Source organism: Streptomyces pseudovenezuelae, assembly GCF_029892565.1.
GTDB lineage: Bacteria > Actinomycetota > Actinomycetes > Streptomycetales > Streptomycetaceae > Streptomyces > Streptomyces pseudovenezuelae_A.
The window spans coordinates 149,641-167,417 of record NZ_JARXVH010000013.1 but is presented as its reverse complement, the minus strand read 5'-3'; the positions used below and the strand labels follow the sequence as shown (position 1 = coordinate 167,417).

The following is a 17,777-nucleotide window of genomic DNA, read 5'->3' as shown; positions in this document are numbered from 1 at the left end:
CTCGCGACGTCCTGTCTGCCGTCCTCCTGCTCGTGCACAGACGTCTCGCCCGTGGAGAGCTGTCGGGCGAACGCACACCAACCACGCGGCAGATCATTTCAGTTGCCGACGCTCCTGCCTGCCCCTGATCCTGGGCACTTGGACAAGCAAGGAGGACCGGATGGGGCTCATGCTCTTCCCCGGAGACGACGACGTGACCAGCCAGGACATCTCCTGGTCCTACAGCGGCTTCAACATGTTCAGGGAGTGGCTGGCCCTGGCCGAGGGATTCACCCTCGCCGAGATGCACGGCTTCGACGGAGACCGTCCGTGGAGCAGCGTCGCCACCACGCTGGCACCGCTCCTCCACCACCCGGACGACGACGGCCCTGACCTCACGCCCGCTCAATGTGCGGCAATGCTGCCCCGACTGGAAGCGATCATCGACCAGCGGCAACACGATGCCAGTGATCCCGTTCTCCAGCGGCGCATCGGTGACGCCCGCCAACTGGTCGTCGTTATGAGGCTCTGTCTGGACAAAGACGTCGACCTCATCTTCGGCTGACCACCGAGAGCGCGGCGACCGTTGTCTGATCATCTTGAGCGGTGCGAAGGCCGCCCGGGTACGCGCGCTTGCTCTCGAGGCAAGGCCTGCCTGGCGCTTGACGACGGGGCCTGTCCCGCACACTGTGCGGGACAGGCCCCGTCATTTGCCCTGAGGCGTCGGCGCCCGGGCGCGGGATGAGGGTGCCGGGGCCGACAGAAGGTACCGAAGGTTCAGCGGGACGTGGGGAACAGTTGGAGCTTGGCCTTGCGGCCGGAGACCGACTTGACCCAGACCTTCAGGTTGTTGAGCTGGACGGTGCCGCCGGGGCTGGTGCTGCCGCTGAGGTGCACTCCGCCCGAGGTGGCCGACATCTTCACGGTCCGGGAGCTGACGTGCGTGATCTTCAGCTTCCCGAACCCGAACTTACGGCTGTTGACCTTGATGGTCTTGGGTGCCGACACGGTGATCTTGCACCGTCCGTCGTAGCAAGGCCCGTTGCTGGCCGCGGATGCCACCGGTGCCGTCAGGCCGAGGCCCAGTGCGCCTGTCACGGCCAGGGTCACGGCGGTGGTCGTGGCTCGTCGGCGCATACTCGTGCTCATCATGGACCTCCTGATCCAGGGGGGAATTCCCGCTGGGCATTTGTATCCAGGGAGCCCCGGGACCCCTCCCGAAACAGCGCCCCACCGTCGGCGCGTTCGACCCCGTGACCTCCAACGCCACAGGACGGCAGAGCCCGGGACGGGGACGCGCGGCGCAGGTGCAGGGAGAAGCACGGGAGTTCCCGGAGGGGATGGGAGGCAGCGTCCGCGGTGGGGGTGACCTGCGGGTATACGGGTCAGGCCGGTTGGGCAATCATGGACAAGCGCGAGGGGCCGGGTGGTCCCTGATATGTGGGGTCAGGTGGGTTGTTCAAGCCCGGGTGCAGTGGCGTCGCTGATCGGCAACGGCCGGGTCGGCCGGTCGACGGCGGTACCTGCTCAGGGCGGCGCCGACTCTGCCGGCTGCACTCCGCCCCGGTTTCGGCGGGGGCAAGGCGATCCCGACTTCCTCGCGAACGACCAATTCAGCCTGCGGGGCGGGTGGCGATGTAGGGGCACCGGGGCCGGGGGATGTGCTGTCAGTCAGGAAGTCTTGGAGAGCGGGCGGGTGATTCCGGGCCAGAGCGGGCCGAGTTGTAGCGGAATCACCGCGGTCACCGTTGCCGTCCACGGCGGGACGGCAACGGTGACATGAATGACGGGGTGCGGCAGAGGCCGAGGAAGTGCCCGGTGTCTCCCTCCGGCCTCGCGAGCAGCGGTTTGCGGTCGAAGAACCCGCACTTGGTTGGTACGCGGTGCTCCCCGCGAACAAAGTCTCCGCCCAGGGCGAAGCCTTTTTGAAGTTGTCTACCGAGCCGCCCCGACCTGCGGTGATGCGGTAGTCGCAACCGCGTGAGGTGCGCGGACGCGCACCCGGTCGAGGCTGCCCAGCAGCGCGGTGTTCAGTATTGCTCGGTCTCCACGAAACCCGCGTCCACGTCGTTGTCCGCACCGAGGGCGGCGGCGGTCGGGTCGAATCCGGGCGGGCTGTCCTTGAGGCCCAGGCCCATGCCGGCCAGCTTCGCCTTGACCTCGTCGATGGACTTCGCACCGAAGTTGCGGATATCGAGGAGGTCGGCCTCGGAACGCGCCACGAGCTCACCCACGGAGTGGACGCCCTCGCGCTTGAGGCAGTTGTACGAACGGACGGTGAGGTCGAGCTCCTCGATCGGCGCCACCAGATCGGCGGCAAGGGCGGCGTCCACCGGGGACGGGCCCATGTCGATGCCCTCGGCGTCGATGTTCAGCTCGCGGGCGAGACCGAACAGCTCGACCAGGGTCTTACCGGCGGACGCCATGGCGTCGCGCGGCCGCATGGCCTGCTTCGTCTCGACGTCGACGATCAGCTTGTCGAAGTCGGTCCGCTGCTCGACACGGGTCGCCTCGACCTTGTACGTGACCTTCAGCACCGGGCTGTAGATGGAGTCGACCGGGATACGGCCGATCTCCTGACCGGCCTGCTTGTTCTGCACGGCGGAGACGTAGCCGCGACCGCGCTCGACGGTCAGCTCCATCTCCAGCTTGCCCTTGCCGTTGAGCGTGGCGAGGACGAGGTCGGGGTTGTGGACCTCGACACCGGCCGGGGGCGCGATGTCGGCGGCGGTGACCAGACCCGGGCCCTGCTTGCGCAGGTACATCACGACGGGCTCGTCCTGCTCGCTGCTCACGACGAGTTGCTTGATGTTGAGGATCAGGTCGGTGACGTCCTCCTTGACGCCCGGCACGGTGGTGAACTCGTGCAGGATGCCGTCGATCCGGATGCTGGTGACAGCCGCACCGGGGATCGAGGAGAGGAGCGTACGACGCAGGGAGTTGCCGAGGGTGTAGCCGAAGCCCGGCTCCAGCGGCTCGATCACGAACCGGGAGCGGAACTCGTCGACGACCTCTTCAGTCAGGGATGGACGCTGAGCAATCAGCACGTGGTGTTGCCTCCAGTGGTTTGGCGCCCGCTATGTGACGCCGTAGACAACACGAAGGGTACGTGCGATACGGGAGAGCGCGGCCTCCATTGAGGCCGAGCCACGCGGACCTCGCCGAATTCGCGCAGCGGGCAGGCAACAGCCTAGAGGCTCTCCTGCCCCGGTACGCAAAGCGCCGCTATGACCGGCAGTCCACCACGACCAGCGTGTCGAAGGGTTGTTGAGCTCCCTTTTTCGTCCGTCCGACCCTGATCAGCAGCCGCTCCGGGCCGAGTCGGTGGGGGAGAGGGGCCGGCGTTCTCCGGTGATTTCCGCTCCGGCATGTGCCCGCCTACTGACCTGTTCGTTCTGGTCTTGCGACACGTGGTGAAGCGGGCACGTCACCCGTGGCGTATGTTTGGCATAGGACAAACTTTGGCATAGGATGAATCCCGCAGTTCGGGTGGAGTTGATCACGTGCGTATCAAGGGCACCACCGCGGCCGAGATCACGGGGAGCGTGCGGGACCAGATCGCTTCGGGCGAGTTGGCGCCGCGGGCGAGTCTGCCCCCGGTGCGCGTGCTCGCGGCCGAGTTGGGGGTCAACCGGAATACGGTTGCCCTCGCGTACCGGAGGCTTGTCGAGGCGGGGGTGGCCGAGACGCGCGGACGCGGCGGCACGGTGGTCGCGGCGGTGCCGCAACTCGCGCGCGAAGGCGTCGGCGCCGGTGTCGGTGATGACTGCGTCGACCTGGCCAGTGGCAACCCCGACCGGATGCTGCTGCCCGACATCCTGACCGCCGCCCGGCGCGGGGACTACAGCCCGCCGCTGTACGGTGCGCCCGCCGTCGACCCCGGGCTGGACGCATGGGCCCGAGCCGACTTTGCCGAGGACATCGACCACGCGTTCCGCACGCTGGTGACGCACGGAGCGGTGGATGCCACCGAGCGGCTGCTGAACGCTCACCTCACCCGCGGGGATCTGGTCGCGATCGAGGACCCCTGCTTCCTGGCGAGCATCGGCACCCTGCGGCTGAGCGGCTACCGCTCCGCGCCCGTCGCGGTCGACGGCGCCGGCATGCGCCCCGACGCGCTGCGGGCCGCCCTGGAGGCCGGTGCCCGCGCGGTCGTCTGCACGCCCCGCGCCCACAACCCGACCGGTGCGAGCCTCACCGAGGAACGGGCAGGGGACCTGCGTGCCATCCTCGCGGAGCATCCCCAGGTGCTCGTGATCGAGGACGACCACTTCTCGGCGGTCTCCGCGCGGCCGTACCACCGGGTCACACCACCGGGCAGTACGCGCTGGGCGCTGGTGCGGTCCGTGTCGAAGTTCCTCGGACCGGATCTGCGTCTCGCCCTCGTCGCCGCCGATGCCGAGACGACCGCGCGCCTGGAGGCGCGGTTGAGCGCGGGCACCACCTGGGTCAGCCGTCTGCTGCAACACACCGCCCGTGAACTCCTGTTGGATCCCCGGGTCCACGAACTCCACGAACGTGCCCGGGAGGTCTACGCCCGGCGCAGCGGTCTGCTCGTCGAACGGCTGCGCGCCCAGGGCATCGAAGTCCCGTACCGGCCCGACGGGTTGAACGTATGGATCGAACTCGACGTCGACGCACGGGCCGCGGTCGACGCCCTGGCACAGCGGGGCTGGGCGGTGCGGCCGGGCCACCTCTTCGCGCCGGATCCGGCCGCCCACCAGCGCGCGATCCGGGTCACCGCCTCCACCCTCACCGAGCCGCAGGCCGAGGCTTTCGCCGCCGAACTCGCCGCGGTCGTAACGGAGTTGCGCTCGTCACTCGACTGACCATCACGAATCTCCCGCCCACGTCTCGCACCCGCTTGTCCCACCGACTCAAGGAGCCATCATGTTCCGCGGACTGAGCGCCTTCCCCCTCACACCCACCAGCGAGCAGGGCATCGACGAAGCGGCGTACGCGGCGCTCGTCGCCCGCCTCGCCGCCGCCGGCGGGGACTCCATCGGCGCGCTCGGTTCCACCGGCGGCTACGCCTACCTGACCCGGGAGCAGCGCGCCCGCGCCGCGCAGATCGCGGTGGGGGCGGCCGACGGGGTTCCGGTCATCGTCGGGATCGGCGCGCTGCGTACCGCGCACGTGCTGGAGCTGGCCGAGGACGCGCAGAAGGCGGGCGTTTCCGGAGTGCTGCTCGCCCCGATGACGTATCAGCTGCTCACCGAGGACGAGGTGTTCGGCCTGTACGAGGACGTCACGCGCGAGCTCTCCGTGCCGCTGTGCGTCTACGACAACCCGGGCACCACGCATGTGCAGTTCACCGACGAACTGCACGGCCGCATCGCGCAGTTGCCGAACGTCGGCTCGATCAAGATCCCCGGGGTGCCCGACGACCCGCGCGAGGCCCAGCTCCGTGTCGACGCGCTGCGCACGCTGATCCCCGACACCGTCACCATCGGGGTGAGCGGCGACTGGACGGCCGCCCGCGGCCTGAACGCCGGGTGCGACGCCTGGTATTCGGTCATCGGCGGCACCTTCCCGCAGACCGCCCTCGCCCTCACCCGCGCCGCCCAGGCCGGCCACGCGGACCAGGCGGCGGAACTGTCCGAAGGACTCGAACCGCTGTGGGCCCTCTTCCGCCGCCACGGCAGCCTGCGCGTCATCTCCGCCGCGGCCTCCCACCTCGGCCTGACGCAGGAGCCGAACCTGCCGCGTCCCCTGCGAGGACTGGACGAGACCGCCCGCCAGGAGGTCGTCGCCGCGCTGGACGCCCTCGGGCTCACCTCCTGAGCACGAACCACACGGGCCGCCAGCACACAGCGAGCACGCCGAGGCCCCCGAGGCCGCCGGAAGCCCCGCCCTCGCCCGGAAAGGGCGGCAACGGCCTGGCGCGCTACGTCGTCGCCGCGGCCCTCGCCCGCACCGCCGACGGCGGAGCCGTGGTCGCCGTCGTTCTGCTCGTCACCTCGTCCGGCGGGTCCGGGGCGCTCGCCGGGGTGCTCGGTGCCTGCATCACCGCCCCGCACCTGCTCGGCCCCTTCGTCGCGCGGCCGCTGGACCTCGCCCGGGACGGCCGGAAGGTCATCGCGGCGGCCTGTCTGCTGTACGCCACCGCGCTGACAGCGGGAGTACTGACGTACGGGCACGCGCCTGCCGTACTGACCGGGCTGCTGCTGGCCGCGGCCGGCACCTGCGGGCCGCTGCTGACCGGCGGCATCAGCAGCCGGCTGCCCGCCATCGTCGGCCCGCGACCGCGGCTGCGCGCGCAGCGGCGGGCGCAGGGCTGGGACGTGGCCACCTACGGCATCGGCGGCACCGTCGGCCCGTCGCTGGTGGCCGCCCTGTCGGGATGGGTCTCGCCCACCGCGGCGGCACTCGCACTCGCGGTGGGGGCGGCCGCGGCGGCAGGCGGCATCCTGCTACTGCCGTTCACCGCGCCGTCCCACGGTGGCGACAGGTCAGCGATCCTCAGGCCGGGAGCGACCCTCGCGCTGATAGCCCGCACAGGCCCTCTTCGGCGCACCGTCTACCTGACGATGATCGTCGCCCTGAGTGTCGCCACGCTGCCGATCACCGCGGTCCACATGACGAAGATCCTCGGCATCGAGCCGGCCACCGCGGCCGTACTGACCGCCGCCTACGGCCTCGGCAATCTCACCGGGTCCATAGGCGTCATGGTCTTCCCGCTCACCGGCGACCCGGACCGGCTGATGCGCCGCCTCGCCCTGGGCGTCGTCGCCGGCCTCCTCACCGTCACCGCGAGCCCCGCCTTCGCGGTGACCGCCTCGGCCTACGCCCTCACCGGCATCCTCAACGCCTTCTTCTTCGCCTCCACCCTTGCGGCCCGCACGGAGTACGCGCCGAGCGGAGCGCGCAGCCAGGTCTTCATCTGGGTCGCGGCCCTGAAGATCACGTCCGGCTCCGCCGGAACGGCGTTGGCCGGCTCGCTGACCGGCGTGACCGTCAGACTGCCGCTCGTGGCCGGCCTCTTGGCGGTCTCAGCTGCTGTCGTCGTCGCGACCGTCGAGACGCGCCTCACGAGAGCCGACGAGAAGCGCCCGTGACTGTGACGACGACGGGCGAATCGAACCGGCACAGCGTGTCTCCGGAACGGCAACTCCTCCATGTCCGTACATGATCTAGCCTGGCGCGATGCGCACCACGACTTCGCTGCTTCCGGCCTTCCGGCCTTTCGGCCCCAGGTCCAAGAGCGCCTCTACGACTTCTACGAGGAGCTGCGAAACACCGACGAGCTCTTCTGGGACCGTCACCTGAGCGCCTGGATCGCGACCGGACACGCGGTGGTCAGCAGCGCGACGGGCAACCCGGCGCTGTCCTCGGTGTGTTGTCCCGACCTGGAGGCCGTGTCCGAGGAACTGCGGCCGCTGGCCCAGGTATTGAGCCGGCAGATGCTCTACAGCGACGCCCCGGACCACTCCCGGTTGAGGGGCCTGATCAGCAAGGCCTTCTCCCCGCGGGCAGTTGAGACACTCCGCGCCCGAATCCTCGAAGCCGTCGACCGCATCATCAACGAGGTGGCGCCGACCGGCGGATGGACATCGTCGCGGACCTCGCCCGCCCGCTGCCGCTGACCATCATCTGCGACCTCCTCGACGTACCGCAGAAGGACCGCCCCGCCCTCACGGCCTGGTCCGAGCCGATCGCCGAAGCCATCGGCAACTCCCGCCTCGACGCCGACCGCAACCGCGAGGCCTCGCAGAGCATGGCGGACATGCTCGCCTACTTCCGCGAACTCCTCACCAGCCCAGAGACCCCGCCGGCCCCGAACAGCCTGCGCGCACTGGTGACCGCACAGGCCGAGAACACCGACCAGGACCCCGACGAACTCCTCGCCAACTGCGCCCTGTTGCTGATCGCCGGCCACGAGACCACCACCCACTTCATCGGCAACGCCACCCTCGCCCTCCTCCACCACCCGCACGCCGCCGACCAACTGCGCAAGCGGCCCGGCCTGATTCCCGCCGCGGTCGAAGAACTCCTGCGCTACGACGCCCCGGTGCAGCTCATGCTGCGCCGCGCCCGGCACGACCTGGACCTGGCCGGCCGCACCATCGCCGAAGGGCAGACGGTGCTCCTGGTATGCGGCGCCGCCAACCGCGATCCCGCCGCGTTCCCCGACCCCCACACGCTGGACTTCGAACGACCCGGCGGACGGCACATGGCCTTCGGACACGGCCCGCACTTCTGCCTCGGCGCGGCACTCGCCCGACTGGAAGCCACCATCGTCCTGGAAGCCCTCCTCACCCGCCTCCCCGAACCCGCCTCCCCGACCTGCGCCTCGACACCACCGAACCCCCCAAGTGGCAGCGCAGCCTCAACTTCCGCGGCCTCACCCGCCTGGACATCGCCTTCACCCCACCGTCGGACGACGACAGCGCCACGCGCGCGATGGCAACCCACGATTCCCCCAGCCCCCTCGACCACACGACCCACGCCGCCATGTGCCCCTTCGGGTCGGAGCCCAGTGAGGCAGACGCGCTCACCCGTGTCGCCTCCACGCGGCTCCCACCCTCGCCCTCCTGCCGAGCCCTGGAGCTGAGATGCTCAATCCTTGGGCGAGCAGCCGCAGGAAGCCCAGTTCGCGGGTGCGGTCTCGCATTTCGAGGACGCCCCCGCCGGCAGCACGGCCACGCCATCACGGCAGGCCAGCCTAGTGATCAAGTCCAATTGAGACGATCTCTAGGCCACCGGGTCTGGTGGGCATCCGCAGGATTCTCGGTGCATGAAGGCGGGGTTGATGGTGACCTTGCGCGGTGGCAGCGTGGGGGAGGTGATGCGGGACAGGGCCATGGAGACGGCCTGTTCGCCGATGGACAGGGCGGGTTGGGCCATGGCGGTCAGTCGGGGGTGGAAGAGGTCGGCCCATTCGAAGTCGTCGAAGGACACGAGGGCCATGTCCTTGGGAACCGTCAGACCTGCGTCGCGCAGGGCGCGCAAAGCGCCGATGGTCATACGGTTGTTGCCCACCACCAGTGCTGTGGGCGGCTGCGGAAGTGAGAGGAGCAGTTCGATGGCTGCCTCTGCTCCTTCTTCGCTGGAGTCGCCGTCGGTCTCGTAGCGTGGATCGGCTTCGATGCCGTTGCGGCGCAGGCCGAGCCGGTAGCCGTCGCGGCGTTCCAGGGTGGTGGTGAGGCCGTCACGTCCGGTGATCATGGCGATGCGGGTGTGCCCGACGGATGCCAGATGGTCCACCAGGATCGCGGTGGGTTCGGTGTTGTCGACGGCGACTTGGTCGACGGCGGCGGGAACGAACCGGTCGATGGCGATGACGGGGACGTCGACCTTGCCGGCGTATCGAATGGCCTGGGCGCCGTCGCCGGAGGCGGCCAGGATGATCGCGCTGACCCGGCGGCGGAGCAGTTCGCTGACCGCCTTGATCTCCGTATCGGCTTCGTCATGGGTGTCGGCGAGGAGCACCGAGTAGCCGGCGGCCGAGGCGTGCCGGTCGATGCCGTGAACGACGTTGCTGAAGTAGGGGTTGGACAGGGCGGACATGGCCAGGCCTATGGTCCCGTAGCCCGTGCTGTCCAGGGCCCGGGCGACCGGATCCGGGACGTAACCGGTTTCGGCCACGGCATCAAGGACGCTGCGTACCGTCGCCGGGGCGACCGGCCGGGTTTTGTTGAGCACATGCGACACCGTCGATACGGATACGCCCGCCCGACGCGCCACATCGGACATGGTGGGTGTCTGTCGGGGTGCTCTGCCTGCCATGTCCGGATCTTATCCAAGCTCGCTGAGCACGAGATCGGCCCGTGAGACGGTGCTGCGGATGAGGGCACTGGTGTCTTCGTCGACTCCAAGGGTCTTCGCACGTGCGGTTTCGGGAGTGAAGCCGTAGCTGATGTAGCGGCGGGTGAGCCGCTCGCGCCGGGGTTCCGGGCGGGCGTCCAGGAACCAGGTCTCGGCCAGCAGGTTTTTGGCCTGCCGCCAGGGATCCTGCGTGGCCAGAAGGAAGTTCCCGTCGACGATGACCAGCCGGTGGTGTGTCGTGACTTCGGTCGCTCCCGACACGGCGTCCTCGAGTTCGCGGTCGAATTCCGGCCACCACACGGTGTTCGCGGTCTCGTCGCGCGTTCGGCGAAGGAAGGCGAGGAAGCCGTCGGCGTCGAAGGTGTCGATGGTGCCCTTCCTGGCTGACTGTCCCCGAGCACCGATGACCTTGTGGGCGAGATGGAATCCGTCCATGGACACCGCCACCGCCAGCCCGGGCCGTGCCTTCTCCAGCCGGGCCAGAAGCTGTTCGGCGAACGTGGACTTGCCGGCGCCGGGTTCTCCGACGATGCCGAGGAGCGCTCGGCCGTCCCGGGCCAGGTGCAGGGCTCGCTGGGTGAGGATGTCCAGGGAGGGATTTCCGTAGAGCGGGGTGCCGCGCGGGTCGGTTTCACCGTCCGTGCGGTTGCTGCCGGTGATCGTCATTCGGGGGACTCCGGCGGGCGGTGGGAGGTGGCCTTTTCGTCGGGCATGTGTTGCGTCGTGCTTTCCAGGAGTGTGCCGTCGGCTCCCATCTGGAGGGCGCCGGTCATCAGGCCCACCACTTCGGTCATCGTGCACGTCCTGGGCGAGACCACCGCGACGCGCCTGCCCAGACGGTGTACGTGGATGCGGTCGGCGATCTCGAAGACCTGCGGCATGTCGTGGCTGATGAGGACGACGGGGACGCCCCGGTCGCGGATCCTCGTGATGAGGTCCAGGACCTGACGGGACTCCCGCACGCCGAGGGCAGCGGTCGGCTCGTCCATGATGATCAGCCGGGTGCCGAACATGGCCGCCCGGGCGACTGCCACCGCCTGCCGCTGGCCGCCGGACAGGGTGCCGACGAGCTGGGTGATGTCCTGGATGGTGGCGATGCCGAGCCGGTCGAGCTGCTCGGCCGCCTGCGTGCGCATCTTCTTGTGGTCGAGCATGCGCAGTCCCGAGCCGAGGAAGCCCTCACGACGCAGGGGCCGACCGAGGAAGAGATTCGTGGCGATGTCCATCTGCGGGGCGACGGCGAGCGTCTGGTAGACGGTCTCGATGCCTGCCGCGCGTGCGTCGCGCGGCCCGTGGAAGTGGATCTGCCGACCGTCCAGTTCGATGGTTCCCGCGTCCGGGACGAGGGCTCCGGTGAGGGCCTTGATCAGGCTCGACTTGCCCGCGCCGTTGTCCCCGACGACGGCCAGGACCTCACCGGCGTGGATCTCGAAGTCGGACTCGCTGATGGCCACGACATTGCCGTAGCGCTTGACCAGTCCGCTCGCGCTCATCACCACGTCGGCGGTGTGGGGCGCGGGCGCCTGGGCGGATGCGGCGTCTGATCGGGGCTGGTTCATGCTGCCCTCCTGCGGACGACACGGTCGACCGCGACGGCGACGATGACGAGGATGCCGGTGGCGACCTGTTGGTACAGGCTGTCGATGCCGGCCTGGGTCAACCCGTTGGTCAGGACCGTGACGACCAGGGCGCCCAGTACGGTGCCGGGGATGCCGCCGCGCCCGCCGAAGAGGCTGGTGCCGCCGATCACCACGGCGGTGATGCTGTCCAGGTTGCCGGTCTGGAAGGCGTTGGGGTCGGCGTTGGGGATGCGGCCCAGTGCCTGCCAGGCGGCGATGCCGTAGACGAAGCCGGCCAGCACGTACACGCTCAGCAGGGTGCGCCGGGTGTTGATTCCGGTCAGCCGTGCCGCTTCTTCGTCGTCGCCGACCGCGTAGACGTTGCGACCCCAGGAGGTTTGGGTGAGCAGGAACCACAGGCCGACGATGAGGACGATCGCGACGCCCATGCCGTTGGTGACCTCGATCTGGCCGAACAGGTAGGAGCGCTTGCCCAGGAAGGTCAGCACGCCGGAGGAGACGCCGAAGCTCTCGCCGTTGGCGAACAACTGGCCGGTCGCGGTCAGCACGCTGAGCACGCCGAGGGTGACGATGAACGGGGGCAGCCGCAGCCGGGTCACCAACGTGCCCGACACGGCACCGATGGCGGTGCACAACAGGACGCCGACAAGGAGAGCGAGGCCCCCGGGGAGGGAGTGCTGGCCGAGCTTGGCGATGACGAGGGTGCCGAGGACCATGATGGCCGCGTTGGCCAGGTCGATGCCGGCGGTCAGGATGATGAGGGTCTGGCCGAGAGCGAGCGTGCCGACGACCAGGAACTGCTCCACGATCAGCGACCCGTTGTCGATGTTGAAGAACGTGTCGGTGGTCAGCGCGAACACGATCACGGCGATGACCAGGGCGGCCAGCGGGCCCGCCGCCGCGTTGCCGACGAGCCGCGCGAGAAGGGACTTGGCCGGGGGCCGCGTGGCGGGGGCCTCGGGCGTCGCGGGGGAGGTGTGCGTGGTGGTCACGGATCAGCCCCAGCAGTTCTTCAGACCCCAGGCGGTGTCCTTGGAGTCCAGTCCGGCCACGGGCTTGTCGGTGATCAACTGAGACCCGGTGTCGATGAATCCAGAGGGCTTCTTGTTGGTCTTGGCGTAGTCCACGACGGCGTCGACGCCGTCCTGGGCCATCTTCTTGGGGAACTGCATGACCGTGGCGGCGAACTTGCCGCTCTTGACGTTGCCCACACCCGTGCACGAGCCGTCGATCGAACCGATGACGACACCCGTCTTGCCGCTCAGCGCCTGAGCCGCACCGGCGGCGGCGGGCTCGTTGATCGTGTAGACGGCGTTGATCCCGTGATCGCGCTGGTACAGGTTCTCCATCGCGGTCTGCGCCTTGGTCTGGTCGCCGTTGGTGACGGCGGTCCCCTTGATCTCCGCAGAACCGCTCTTGAGCCCGAAGCCCTCCAGGAATCCCTTGTGCCGCAGATCGTCCACGGTGGAGCCGGGCGTGCCGTCGAGCAGCACGACGGCGGGCTTCTTGCTCCCAAGGGCCGCCTTGACGTACTTGCCCTGCTTGACGCCCGCTGCCTCGTTGTCCGTGGCGAACGTGGCGTCCACGGCGCTGGCCGGATCGGTCGCGGTGTCCAGCGCGATGACGAGGATGCCCTTGTCACGGGCGGCCTTGATGGCGCCGAGTACGCCGGTGGAGTTGCTCGGGGTGATGAGGATGCCCTTGACGCCCTGGGTGACCAGGTTGTTGATCGCGTCGACCTGGCCCTGGTTGTCACCGTCGAACTTGCCCGCGAGGGCGATGAGCTTGGCCCCCTTCGCGTCCGCCTCGGTCTGCGCCGACTCGCGCAGCTTGACGAAGTAGGGGTTGCTGTTGGTCTTGGTCACCAGCCCGATGGAGACCTTGCCACCGGAGGCGGCGCTGCTGTCCGACCCGCCGCTCTTGGTCGACGTACAGCCGGCGACCAGCAGGGCCACTCCCGTCACGGCGATGACCGGCACTCTGGAGGGGAGACGCAGATGTCCCATGATCTGCTCCTTTCGGCCGTGCAGGTCTCCGTCGACCTGCGGGCTGTCGCACAACCTAGCTGGCCGAATCGCGCCTGCATAGGCATTGCGCAAAGCTTTGCGGATATCTTTTTGTGGTAATTGGTGAATCTTGTCGCGATTCTACGATCACAAGCCGACGGCGGCAGAAGCTGTCTCCACGGCCGTCGTAGCCGGCCCGCTGGATCAACGGACATCACGCGCGAGCAGCTCCAGCCGCATGAGCAAGGGAGCGTGTCGCACCACGGTCGGGCCGTGCGCCGGTACTCGCGGCCTGCTGACTCACCCTGATCCGGCCGGCGGAGCAGAAACCCGCCGGGATCGACCGCGCCGCGTAGGACCGCCACGTACAGCTCGCCGATCTGGGGCGATGGGATCCGCGTGCAACCAGCCCGGGCGGGAGCCGTCACCCCTCCAGGTCGGTGACCTCCGGCAGATCCTCCCGCAAGGCAGCCGTCACCCTCCGCCCGGCCGCAACACGGCAACGTCGACTACACAGTTGACGGCTGGGCAGCTCCAACCCCCAACGGCTTTGGCAGGGCCATCCCCCGGGCTCGTTGAGCGTGCCTCCCATGGACGTTGACGTTTTCGGTGGCCGTCTTGAGGGTCTGGCGCTCGCGGAAGCCGAGTTCACCACCGACGAGGAGGCGCGGTCGTTCGTGCCGTCTGCCGACTGCATGGCCGAGGTCACCGACGACGCCCGCTTCACAGGAGGGCGCCTTGTTCAAGCCTCCCGCCAGGAACTGCTCGGATGGTTGGCCGAGTATGGGATCCGTCCGCAAGGCCCCCAGGGTCTAGCAGGGTGACATCAAGAGCTGTGGGAGCCGCGATGTTCACCCGCGCAGCCAAGCCAGCACACGCCGTGGAATCGGCCGCGACGCGGGGGTTGTTCTGGCGTGGGGAGCCGATGCGTCTTTCCTGACCTGTCGGGCGAGTCGGTATGCCTCAGCTTCACGGATCAGCTCCTGAGAGCGGAGCTGGTGCAACTCGAATGACATGGTCGCCCGCTCCTCCTTGTGCCAGGCACGTCGCCTGGTCCCACTGATGCTGTGGGCTGTCCCAAGGTGAAGGTCAACTGGCGGGCAGATACCCCAGAACGTGCCTGCACACGACTGGGGCCTGGTCACGCATGCCTACGGACGATCGGGGGTGCCTGCCCATCTCAGGGACAGGAAGCGGCAGTTCAGGTGGTGGGTTCGGCCTGCGGGGCGGCCGTGTGGTCGGTGTCGAGTCCGGCGACCAGGCTGCGCAGGACGGGCCCGTACTGGGGGTGGGACAGGGCGAACGCCATCTGAGCGACGAGGTAGTCGGCCGGGTTGCCGGTGTCGTACCAGCGCCCCTGAATGACCTGCCCGTACACCGCGCGGGTGGCGGCGTAGGCGTTGATGGCGTCGGTCAGATAGATCTCGCCGGTCTTGTGCTCGTACCAGCGACGGGTCTGCTCACGCAGCTCGTCGATGATGCCGGGGGTGACGACGTAGCCGCCGATGGCCGCGTACGACGACGGTGCGTCGGCGGGCTTGGGCTTTTCGACCAGGCCGGTGATGCGCAGCGTCCCCTCGCCGAGGTCTTCCTTCACGATCGGCACGCCGTAGCGCTGGGAGTCGGTGGGGTCCACGGGCAGCAGGGCCAGCACCGGGCAGCCGGTCTGCTCGTAGGCGCGGATCAGCTGCTGGGCGCGGGGCACCTCGGCCACGAAGACGTCGTCGGGCCACAGCACGAGGACGGGCTCGTCGCCGAAGGAGCGGGCGGCGTTGAGTACGGGGGTGCCGTTGCCGTAGGGACCGTGCTGGTCGAGGTAGGTGATGTGGCCTTTGCGGGCCAGCTCGGCGACCTCCTCCACAGCGTCGGCGTAGGCGGTCTTGCCGTCCGCGCGAAGTTGCTCGACCAGGGCGGGGTTGGGGCGGAAGTGCTCCTGGATGAGGCTCTTTCCGCCGGACACGACGATGGTGATGTCGGTGATGCCGGAGTCCACCAGCTCGCGCACGGTGTGCTCGATGACCGGCTTGTCGCCGACCGGCAGCATTTCCTTCGGGGTCGCCTTGGTCAGCGGCAACAGGCGGGAGCCCAGTCCGGCGGCGGGGATCACGGCCCTGCGGATCGTCGGGGACATCAGGTCTCTCTCGGTCGGGCGGCACACCGCACCGGCCGGCACGGCACACGACGACGCTACCAACGCCCGCCGCCCCGCCCAGCCGGTCGCCGGGTTCACCGGCCGCCCGGATGATCCCCGGCACAGGAAGGATCCGGTGTACTTCGTCGCCGCGAGGTAGCCGTTCGTCTCGATCGCCGCGGAGACCTGGGTGCGCACGCGTTCGCGCAGCTCACAGAAGAAAGCCTCGTCCAGGCGCTCGTCGGATTCGGAGGCGGCGCAGCAGAAGTTGTGGCCGACTCCATCGGGCGTGTGGCTCTGTATCTCAGTGCGGGAGTCGTTTCGAGGTGACCGTGGAGCCGCCTTGACCTCTTCGACGTGATCGACGGGCCGAACGGCCGAGACGACACGACGGGCTACGGCGCCGGCGAGCTCGGCAAGCCGACGCCCGTCGTCGTGACAGTCTCGCCGCTGAAGTCGGTTCGGCTCACCGACCTGGACTGGACGTTCGTCACCGCCGGTCCCGCCGACGCAGGCGCTGCCGTGCGTGAGCCTGCTGAGGCGTCGTCGGACAGCGGCCAGGACCTCGACGTCGTCGCGCCCGGTGTGCCGGGTGCATGGCCGCCACTGTCCACCGGCCGGGTGCCACGCACGCTGGTGCAGCGGAGCGTGACATCGACTTGGACCACGACGTACCTGATCTACGTGGTTTTCCGACAACGTCGTCAAGTCACGTCGAGCGACCAGGGGCCGGCCCTATTCAGAGGGTGTTCCAGAACGCGCAGTGGTGGCGGGGCTCCGCCGTGTGGGTGGGGACGATGTGATCCGGTGCCAGGGACAGCACCGTGTGCCGGTACCAGTGTGGCGACGAGGGGCCGTTCGGGTCGGCGGTGCGGGCGAAGCGCGTCCAGTAGTCGATCATGGTGTCGGCCAGCCGGTGCTGTGCGGCCGTGAGGTCGCGGGGGCGGCCGCCCAGGTCGAAGAGGTAGGGCAGTTCGCTCGCGTGCGGTGCGCCGAGCGGGAACGGTGGCGTGCCGGGGGTGAGCGGCGGGGCGTGCTCGTCGGCGAACTCGTAGCGCCAGGTGGGTACTTGAGCGGTGAGCAGGGTGTTGGTGCGTGCCGTCGGGCAGGCGAAGTTCGCGTCGCCGATGGCCGCGCCGAACACTGGGCCCCCGTCGGTGCGGTGCACCGGGTACTCGCGGACGATGGCCCTGGCCTGGCCGGGGGAGGGGAAGAAGGTGGCCGCGACGTCGGGCCAGGTGTTGGGGGTTACGGGATAGCCGGCCTGGATGATCCCGGCGGCCCAGCCGTTGCCCTCGTCGTGGTTGTTGCCGATGAGCACGGGAACGTGGTGGAAGCGGCCGGCGGCGATCGCGGCCGCGGGGTCGTCGGGCAGCAACGGGGTGGTGTGGGCGGGCTGTTGGTCGGTGTCCTGGGCGGCGAGAAGGCGGGAGACCTTCACGCGTCGCAGGCAGGACAGGACGTCGTGGTCGGAGTCGCAGCCGACCTTTGCCGCGAGGTCCGCCCCCGTCGCGCGCGCCGTGGACAGGGGGACTGAGGAGGGCGCGAACGGGCGGTCGGGGCTGCCGGTGCACGGGCCGCTCTCGATGATCGCCCGGTCGAAGAGCCCCGCGGCGGCGGGCGAGGCGAGCTGGGCACACACGCTGTAGCCGCCCGCCGACTCTCCGGCCAGCGTCACGTTGTGCGGGTCGCCGCCGAAGGCGCCGATCTCGGCGCGGACCCAGCGCAGCGCCGCCTGCTGGTCGGCGAGGCCGAAGGTGCCGGAGCCGGGCAGTCCGCTGTGCGCGAGGAAACCGAGGGCTCCGAGGCGGTAGTTGACGGTGACGACCACGACGTCGCCGCGGGTGGCCATGCGGTGGGCGTCGTAGGAACTGCCCGCGCCGGTGGTGAAGCCGCCGCCGTGCAGCCACACGATCACCGGCCGGGGACGTGCCGGTGCCGTCCCGTCGGGCGTCGTGACGTTCAGGTGGAGACAGTCCTCGTCGGTGCTGCCGCCGGGCACCTCACCGGCCGGCTGCGGGCAGGCGCTCGCGGGCTCGGTCGCGTCCCGTACCCCGGACCAGGGGGCCGCGCGATGGGGCATCGCCCAGCGGAGCCTGCCGACCGGGGGCGCCGCGTAGGGGATGCCCTCGAAGGTGCGGTAGCCGTCGTGGGCGGCACCGCGTACCGGGCCGTCGTGGGTCCGTACCGTCGTGACGGCGACAGGCGCGCCGGGTTGGGTCGGTGGTGCTGCGGACCAGGCCGTCGCGAGCACGGCGGTCAGGGCGCAGCCCAGGGTGGTCAGGGCGCGGTGCGTGTTCAACGTTTCCCCCA

At 69.5% G+C, this 17,777-nt stretch carries 16 protein-coding genes and 1 pseudogene; 8 read left to right on the top strand and 9 right to left on the bottom strand.

Annotation, left to right across the window (positions count from 1 at the left end; translation table 11 throughout):
* The first annotated feature begins 160 nt into the window (after positions 1-160).
* Positions 161-544, top strand: coding sequence for a hypothetical protein (locus M2283_RS34855; protein ID WP_280880473.1), 384 nt, complete (start codon positions 161-163; stop codon positions 542-544).
* Positions 545-756: 212 nt separating this feature from the next.
* Here M2283_RS34855 and M2283_RS34850 read toward each other — a convergent pair whose 3' ends face one another.
* Both M2283_RS34850 and M2283_RS34845 read right to left on the bottom strand, forming a co-directional pair.
* Positions 757-1,131, bottom strand: coding sequence for a hypothetical protein (locus M2283_RS34850; RefSeq protein WP_280880472.1), 375 nt, complete (start codon positions 1,129-1,131; stop codon positions 757-759).
* 878 nt (positions 1,132-2,009) lie between these two features.
* Complete coding sequence (locus M2283_RS34845; protein WP_280880471.1) at positions 2,010-3,026, bottom strand: DNA-directed RNA polymerase subunit alpha; 1,017 nt, start codon at positions 3,024-3,026, stop codon at positions 2,010-2,012.
* A gap of 456 nt (positions 3,027-3,482) precedes the next feature.
* Between M2283_RS34845 and M2283_RS34840 the strand changes: the two genes are divergently transcribed.
* The 5 genes from M2283_RS34840 (at position 3,483) to M2283_RS34820 (ending at position 8,533) form a co-directional block, all read left to right on the top strand.
* Positions 3,483-4,808, top strand: a complete 1,326-nt coding sequence (locus M2283_RS34840) for an aminotransferase class I/II-fold pyridoxal phosphate-dependent enzyme (RefSeq protein WP_280880470.1) — start codon at positions 3,483-3,485, stop codon at positions 4,806-4,808.
* Between the two features lie 61 nt (positions 4,809-4,869).
* The gene (locus tag M2283_RS34835) at positions 4,870-5,763 is read left to right on the top strand and encodes a dihydrodipicolinate synthase family protein (protein WP_280880469.1); all 894 of its coding nucleotides are present in this window, start codon (positions 4,870-4,872) and stop codon (positions 5,761-5,763) included.
* Positions 5,764-5,912: 149 nt separating this feature from the next.
* Positions 5,913-7,037, top strand: coding sequence for an MFS transporter (locus M2283_RS34830; RefSeq protein ID WP_280880468.1), 1,125 nt, complete (start codon positions 5,913-5,915; stop codon positions 7,035-7,037).
* Between the two features lie 60 nt (positions 7,038-7,097).
* On the top strand, positions 7,098-7,565 hold the full coding sequence (locus tag M2283_RS34825) for a hypothetical protein (RefSeq protein WP_280880467.1): 468 nt from the start codon (positions 7,098-7,100) through the stop codon (positions 7,563-7,565).
* On the top strand, positions 7,526-8,533 hold the full coding sequence (locus M2283_RS34820; RefSeq protein ID WP_280880466.1) for a cytochrome P450: 1,008 nt from the start codon (positions 7,526-7,528) through the stop codon (positions 8,531-8,533). The genes M2283_RS34825 and M2283_RS34820 overlap by 40 nt, the downstream gene beginning before the upstream one ends.
* Positions 8,534-8,673: 140 nt before the next feature.
* Here the strand turns inward: M2283_RS34820 and M2283_RS34815 are convergent, their stop codons facing one another.
* From M2283_RS34815 to M2283_RS34795, 5 genes are read right to left on the bottom strand one after another with little or no spacing between them, the layout of a single operon-like run.
* A complete protein-coding gene (locus tag M2283_RS34815) occupies positions 8,674-9,708 on the bottom strand; it encodes a LacI family DNA-binding transcriptional regulator (RefSeq protein WP_280880465.1) in 1,035 nt (344 codons plus the stop codon).
* Between the two features lie 9 nt (positions 9,709-9,717).
* Positions 9,718-10,413, bottom strand: coding sequence for a nucleoside/nucleotide kinase family protein (locus M2283_RS34810; RefSeq protein WP_280880464.1), 696 nt, complete (start codon positions 10,411-10,413; stop codon positions 9,718-9,720).
* Positions 10,410-11,306: an ATP-binding cassette domain-containing protein gene (locus tag M2283_RS34805; RefSeq protein WP_432423170.1), complete on the bottom strand. Its 897-nt coding sequence runs from the start codon at positions 11,304-11,306 to the stop codon at positions 10,410-10,412. The genes M2283_RS34810 and M2283_RS34805 overlap by 4 nt, the downstream gene beginning before the upstream one ends.
* The gene (locus tag M2283_RS34800) at positions 11,303-12,319 is read right to left on the bottom strand and encodes an ABC transporter permease (protein ID WP_280880463.1); all 1,017 of its coding nucleotides are present in this window, start codon (positions 12,317-12,319) and stop codon (positions 11,303-11,305) included. Before M2283_RS34800 ends, M2283_RS34805 begins: the two co-directional genes overlap by 4 nt.
* Before the next feature lie 3 nt (positions 12,320-12,322).
* Positions 12,323-13,333 (bottom strand): substrate-binding domain-containing protein, encoded by a 1,011-nt coding sequence (locus M2283_RS34795; RefSeq protein WP_280880462.1) that lies wholly within the window; start codon positions 13,331-13,333, stop codon positions 12,323-12,325.
* Positions 13,334-13,923: 590 nt separating this feature from the next.
* Between M2283_RS34795 and M2283_RS34790 the strand changes: the two genes are divergently transcribed.
* Entirely contained in the window at positions 13,924-14,157 is a 234-nt protein-coding gene (locus tag M2283_RS34790; RefSeq protein WP_280880461.1) for a hypothetical protein, read from the top strand.
* A gap of 377 nt (positions 14,158-14,534) precedes the next feature.
* Here M2283_RS34790 and M2283_RS34785 read toward each other — a convergent pair whose 3' ends face one another.
* Complete coding sequence (locus M2283_RS34785; protein ID WP_280880589.1) at positions 14,535-15,464, bottom strand: UTP--glucose-1-phosphate uridylyltransferase; 930 nt, start codon at positions 15,462-15,464, stop codon at positions 14,535-14,537.
* Positions 15,465-15,812: 348 nt separating this feature from the next.
* Between M2283_RS34785 and M2283_RS34780 the strand changes: the two are divergent.
* A pseudogene (locus tag M2283_RS34780) lies at positions 15,813-16,154 on the top strand (dihydrofolate reductase family protein); the annotation flags it as partial.
* Between the two features lie 49 nt (positions 16,155-16,203).
* On the opposite strand, the gene M2283_RS34775 reads toward M2283_RS34780, so the two are convergent.
* Complete coding sequence (locus M2283_RS34775) at positions 16,204-17,766, bottom strand: carboxylesterase/lipase family protein (protein WP_348538946.1); 1,563 nt, start codon at positions 17,764-17,766, stop codon at positions 16,204-16,206.
* Between the last annotated feature and the right edge of the window lie 11 nt (positions 17,767-17,777).

Bases quoted from the DNA above. Each gene is read 5' to 3' on its own strand.
- M2283_RS34820 (WP_280880466.1), top strand. From the start codon at position 7,526: ATGGACATCGTCGCGGACCTCGCCCGCCCGCTGCCGCTGACCATCATC.
- M2283_RS34850 (WP_280880472.1), bottom strand. From the start codon at position 1,131: ATGATGAGCACGAGTATGCGCCGACGAGCCACGACCACCGCCGTGACC.
- M2283_RS34805 (WP_432423170.1), bottom strand. From the start codon at position 11,306: ATGAACCAGCCCCGATCAGACGCCGCATCCGCCCAGGCGCCCGCGCCC.
- M2283_RS34790 (WP_280880461.1), top strand. From the start codon at position 13,924: ATGGACGTTGACGTTTTCGGTGGCCGTCTTGAGGGTCTGGCGCTCGCG.
- M2283_RS34810 (WP_280880464.1), bottom strand. From the start codon at position 10,413: ATGACGATCACCGGCAGCAACCGCACGGACGGTGAAACCGACCCGCGC.
- M2283_RS34835 (WP_280880469.1), top strand. From the start codon at position 4,870: ATGTTCCGCGGACTGAGCGCCTTCCCCCTCACACCCACCAGCGAGCAG.
- M2283_RS34815 (WP_280880465.1), bottom strand. From the start codon at position 9,708: ATGGCAGGCAGAGCACCCCGACAGACACCCACCATGTCCGATGTGGCG.
- M2283_RS34825 (WP_280880467.1), top strand. From the start codon at position 7,098: ATGTCCGTACATGATCTAGCCTGGCGCGATGCGCACCACGACTTCGCT.
- M2283_RS34855 (WP_280880473.1), top strand. From the start codon at position 161: ATGGGGCTCATGCTCTTCCCCGGAGACGACGACGTGACCAGCCAGGAC.
- M2283_RS34795 (WP_280880462.1), bottom strand. From the start codon at position 13,333: ATGGGACATCTGCGTCTCCCCTCCAGAGTGCCGGTCATCGCCGTGACG.
- M2283_RS34785 (WP_280880589.1), bottom strand. From the start codon at position 15,464: ATGTCCCCGACGATCCGCAGGGCCGTGATCCCCGCCGCCGGACTGGGC.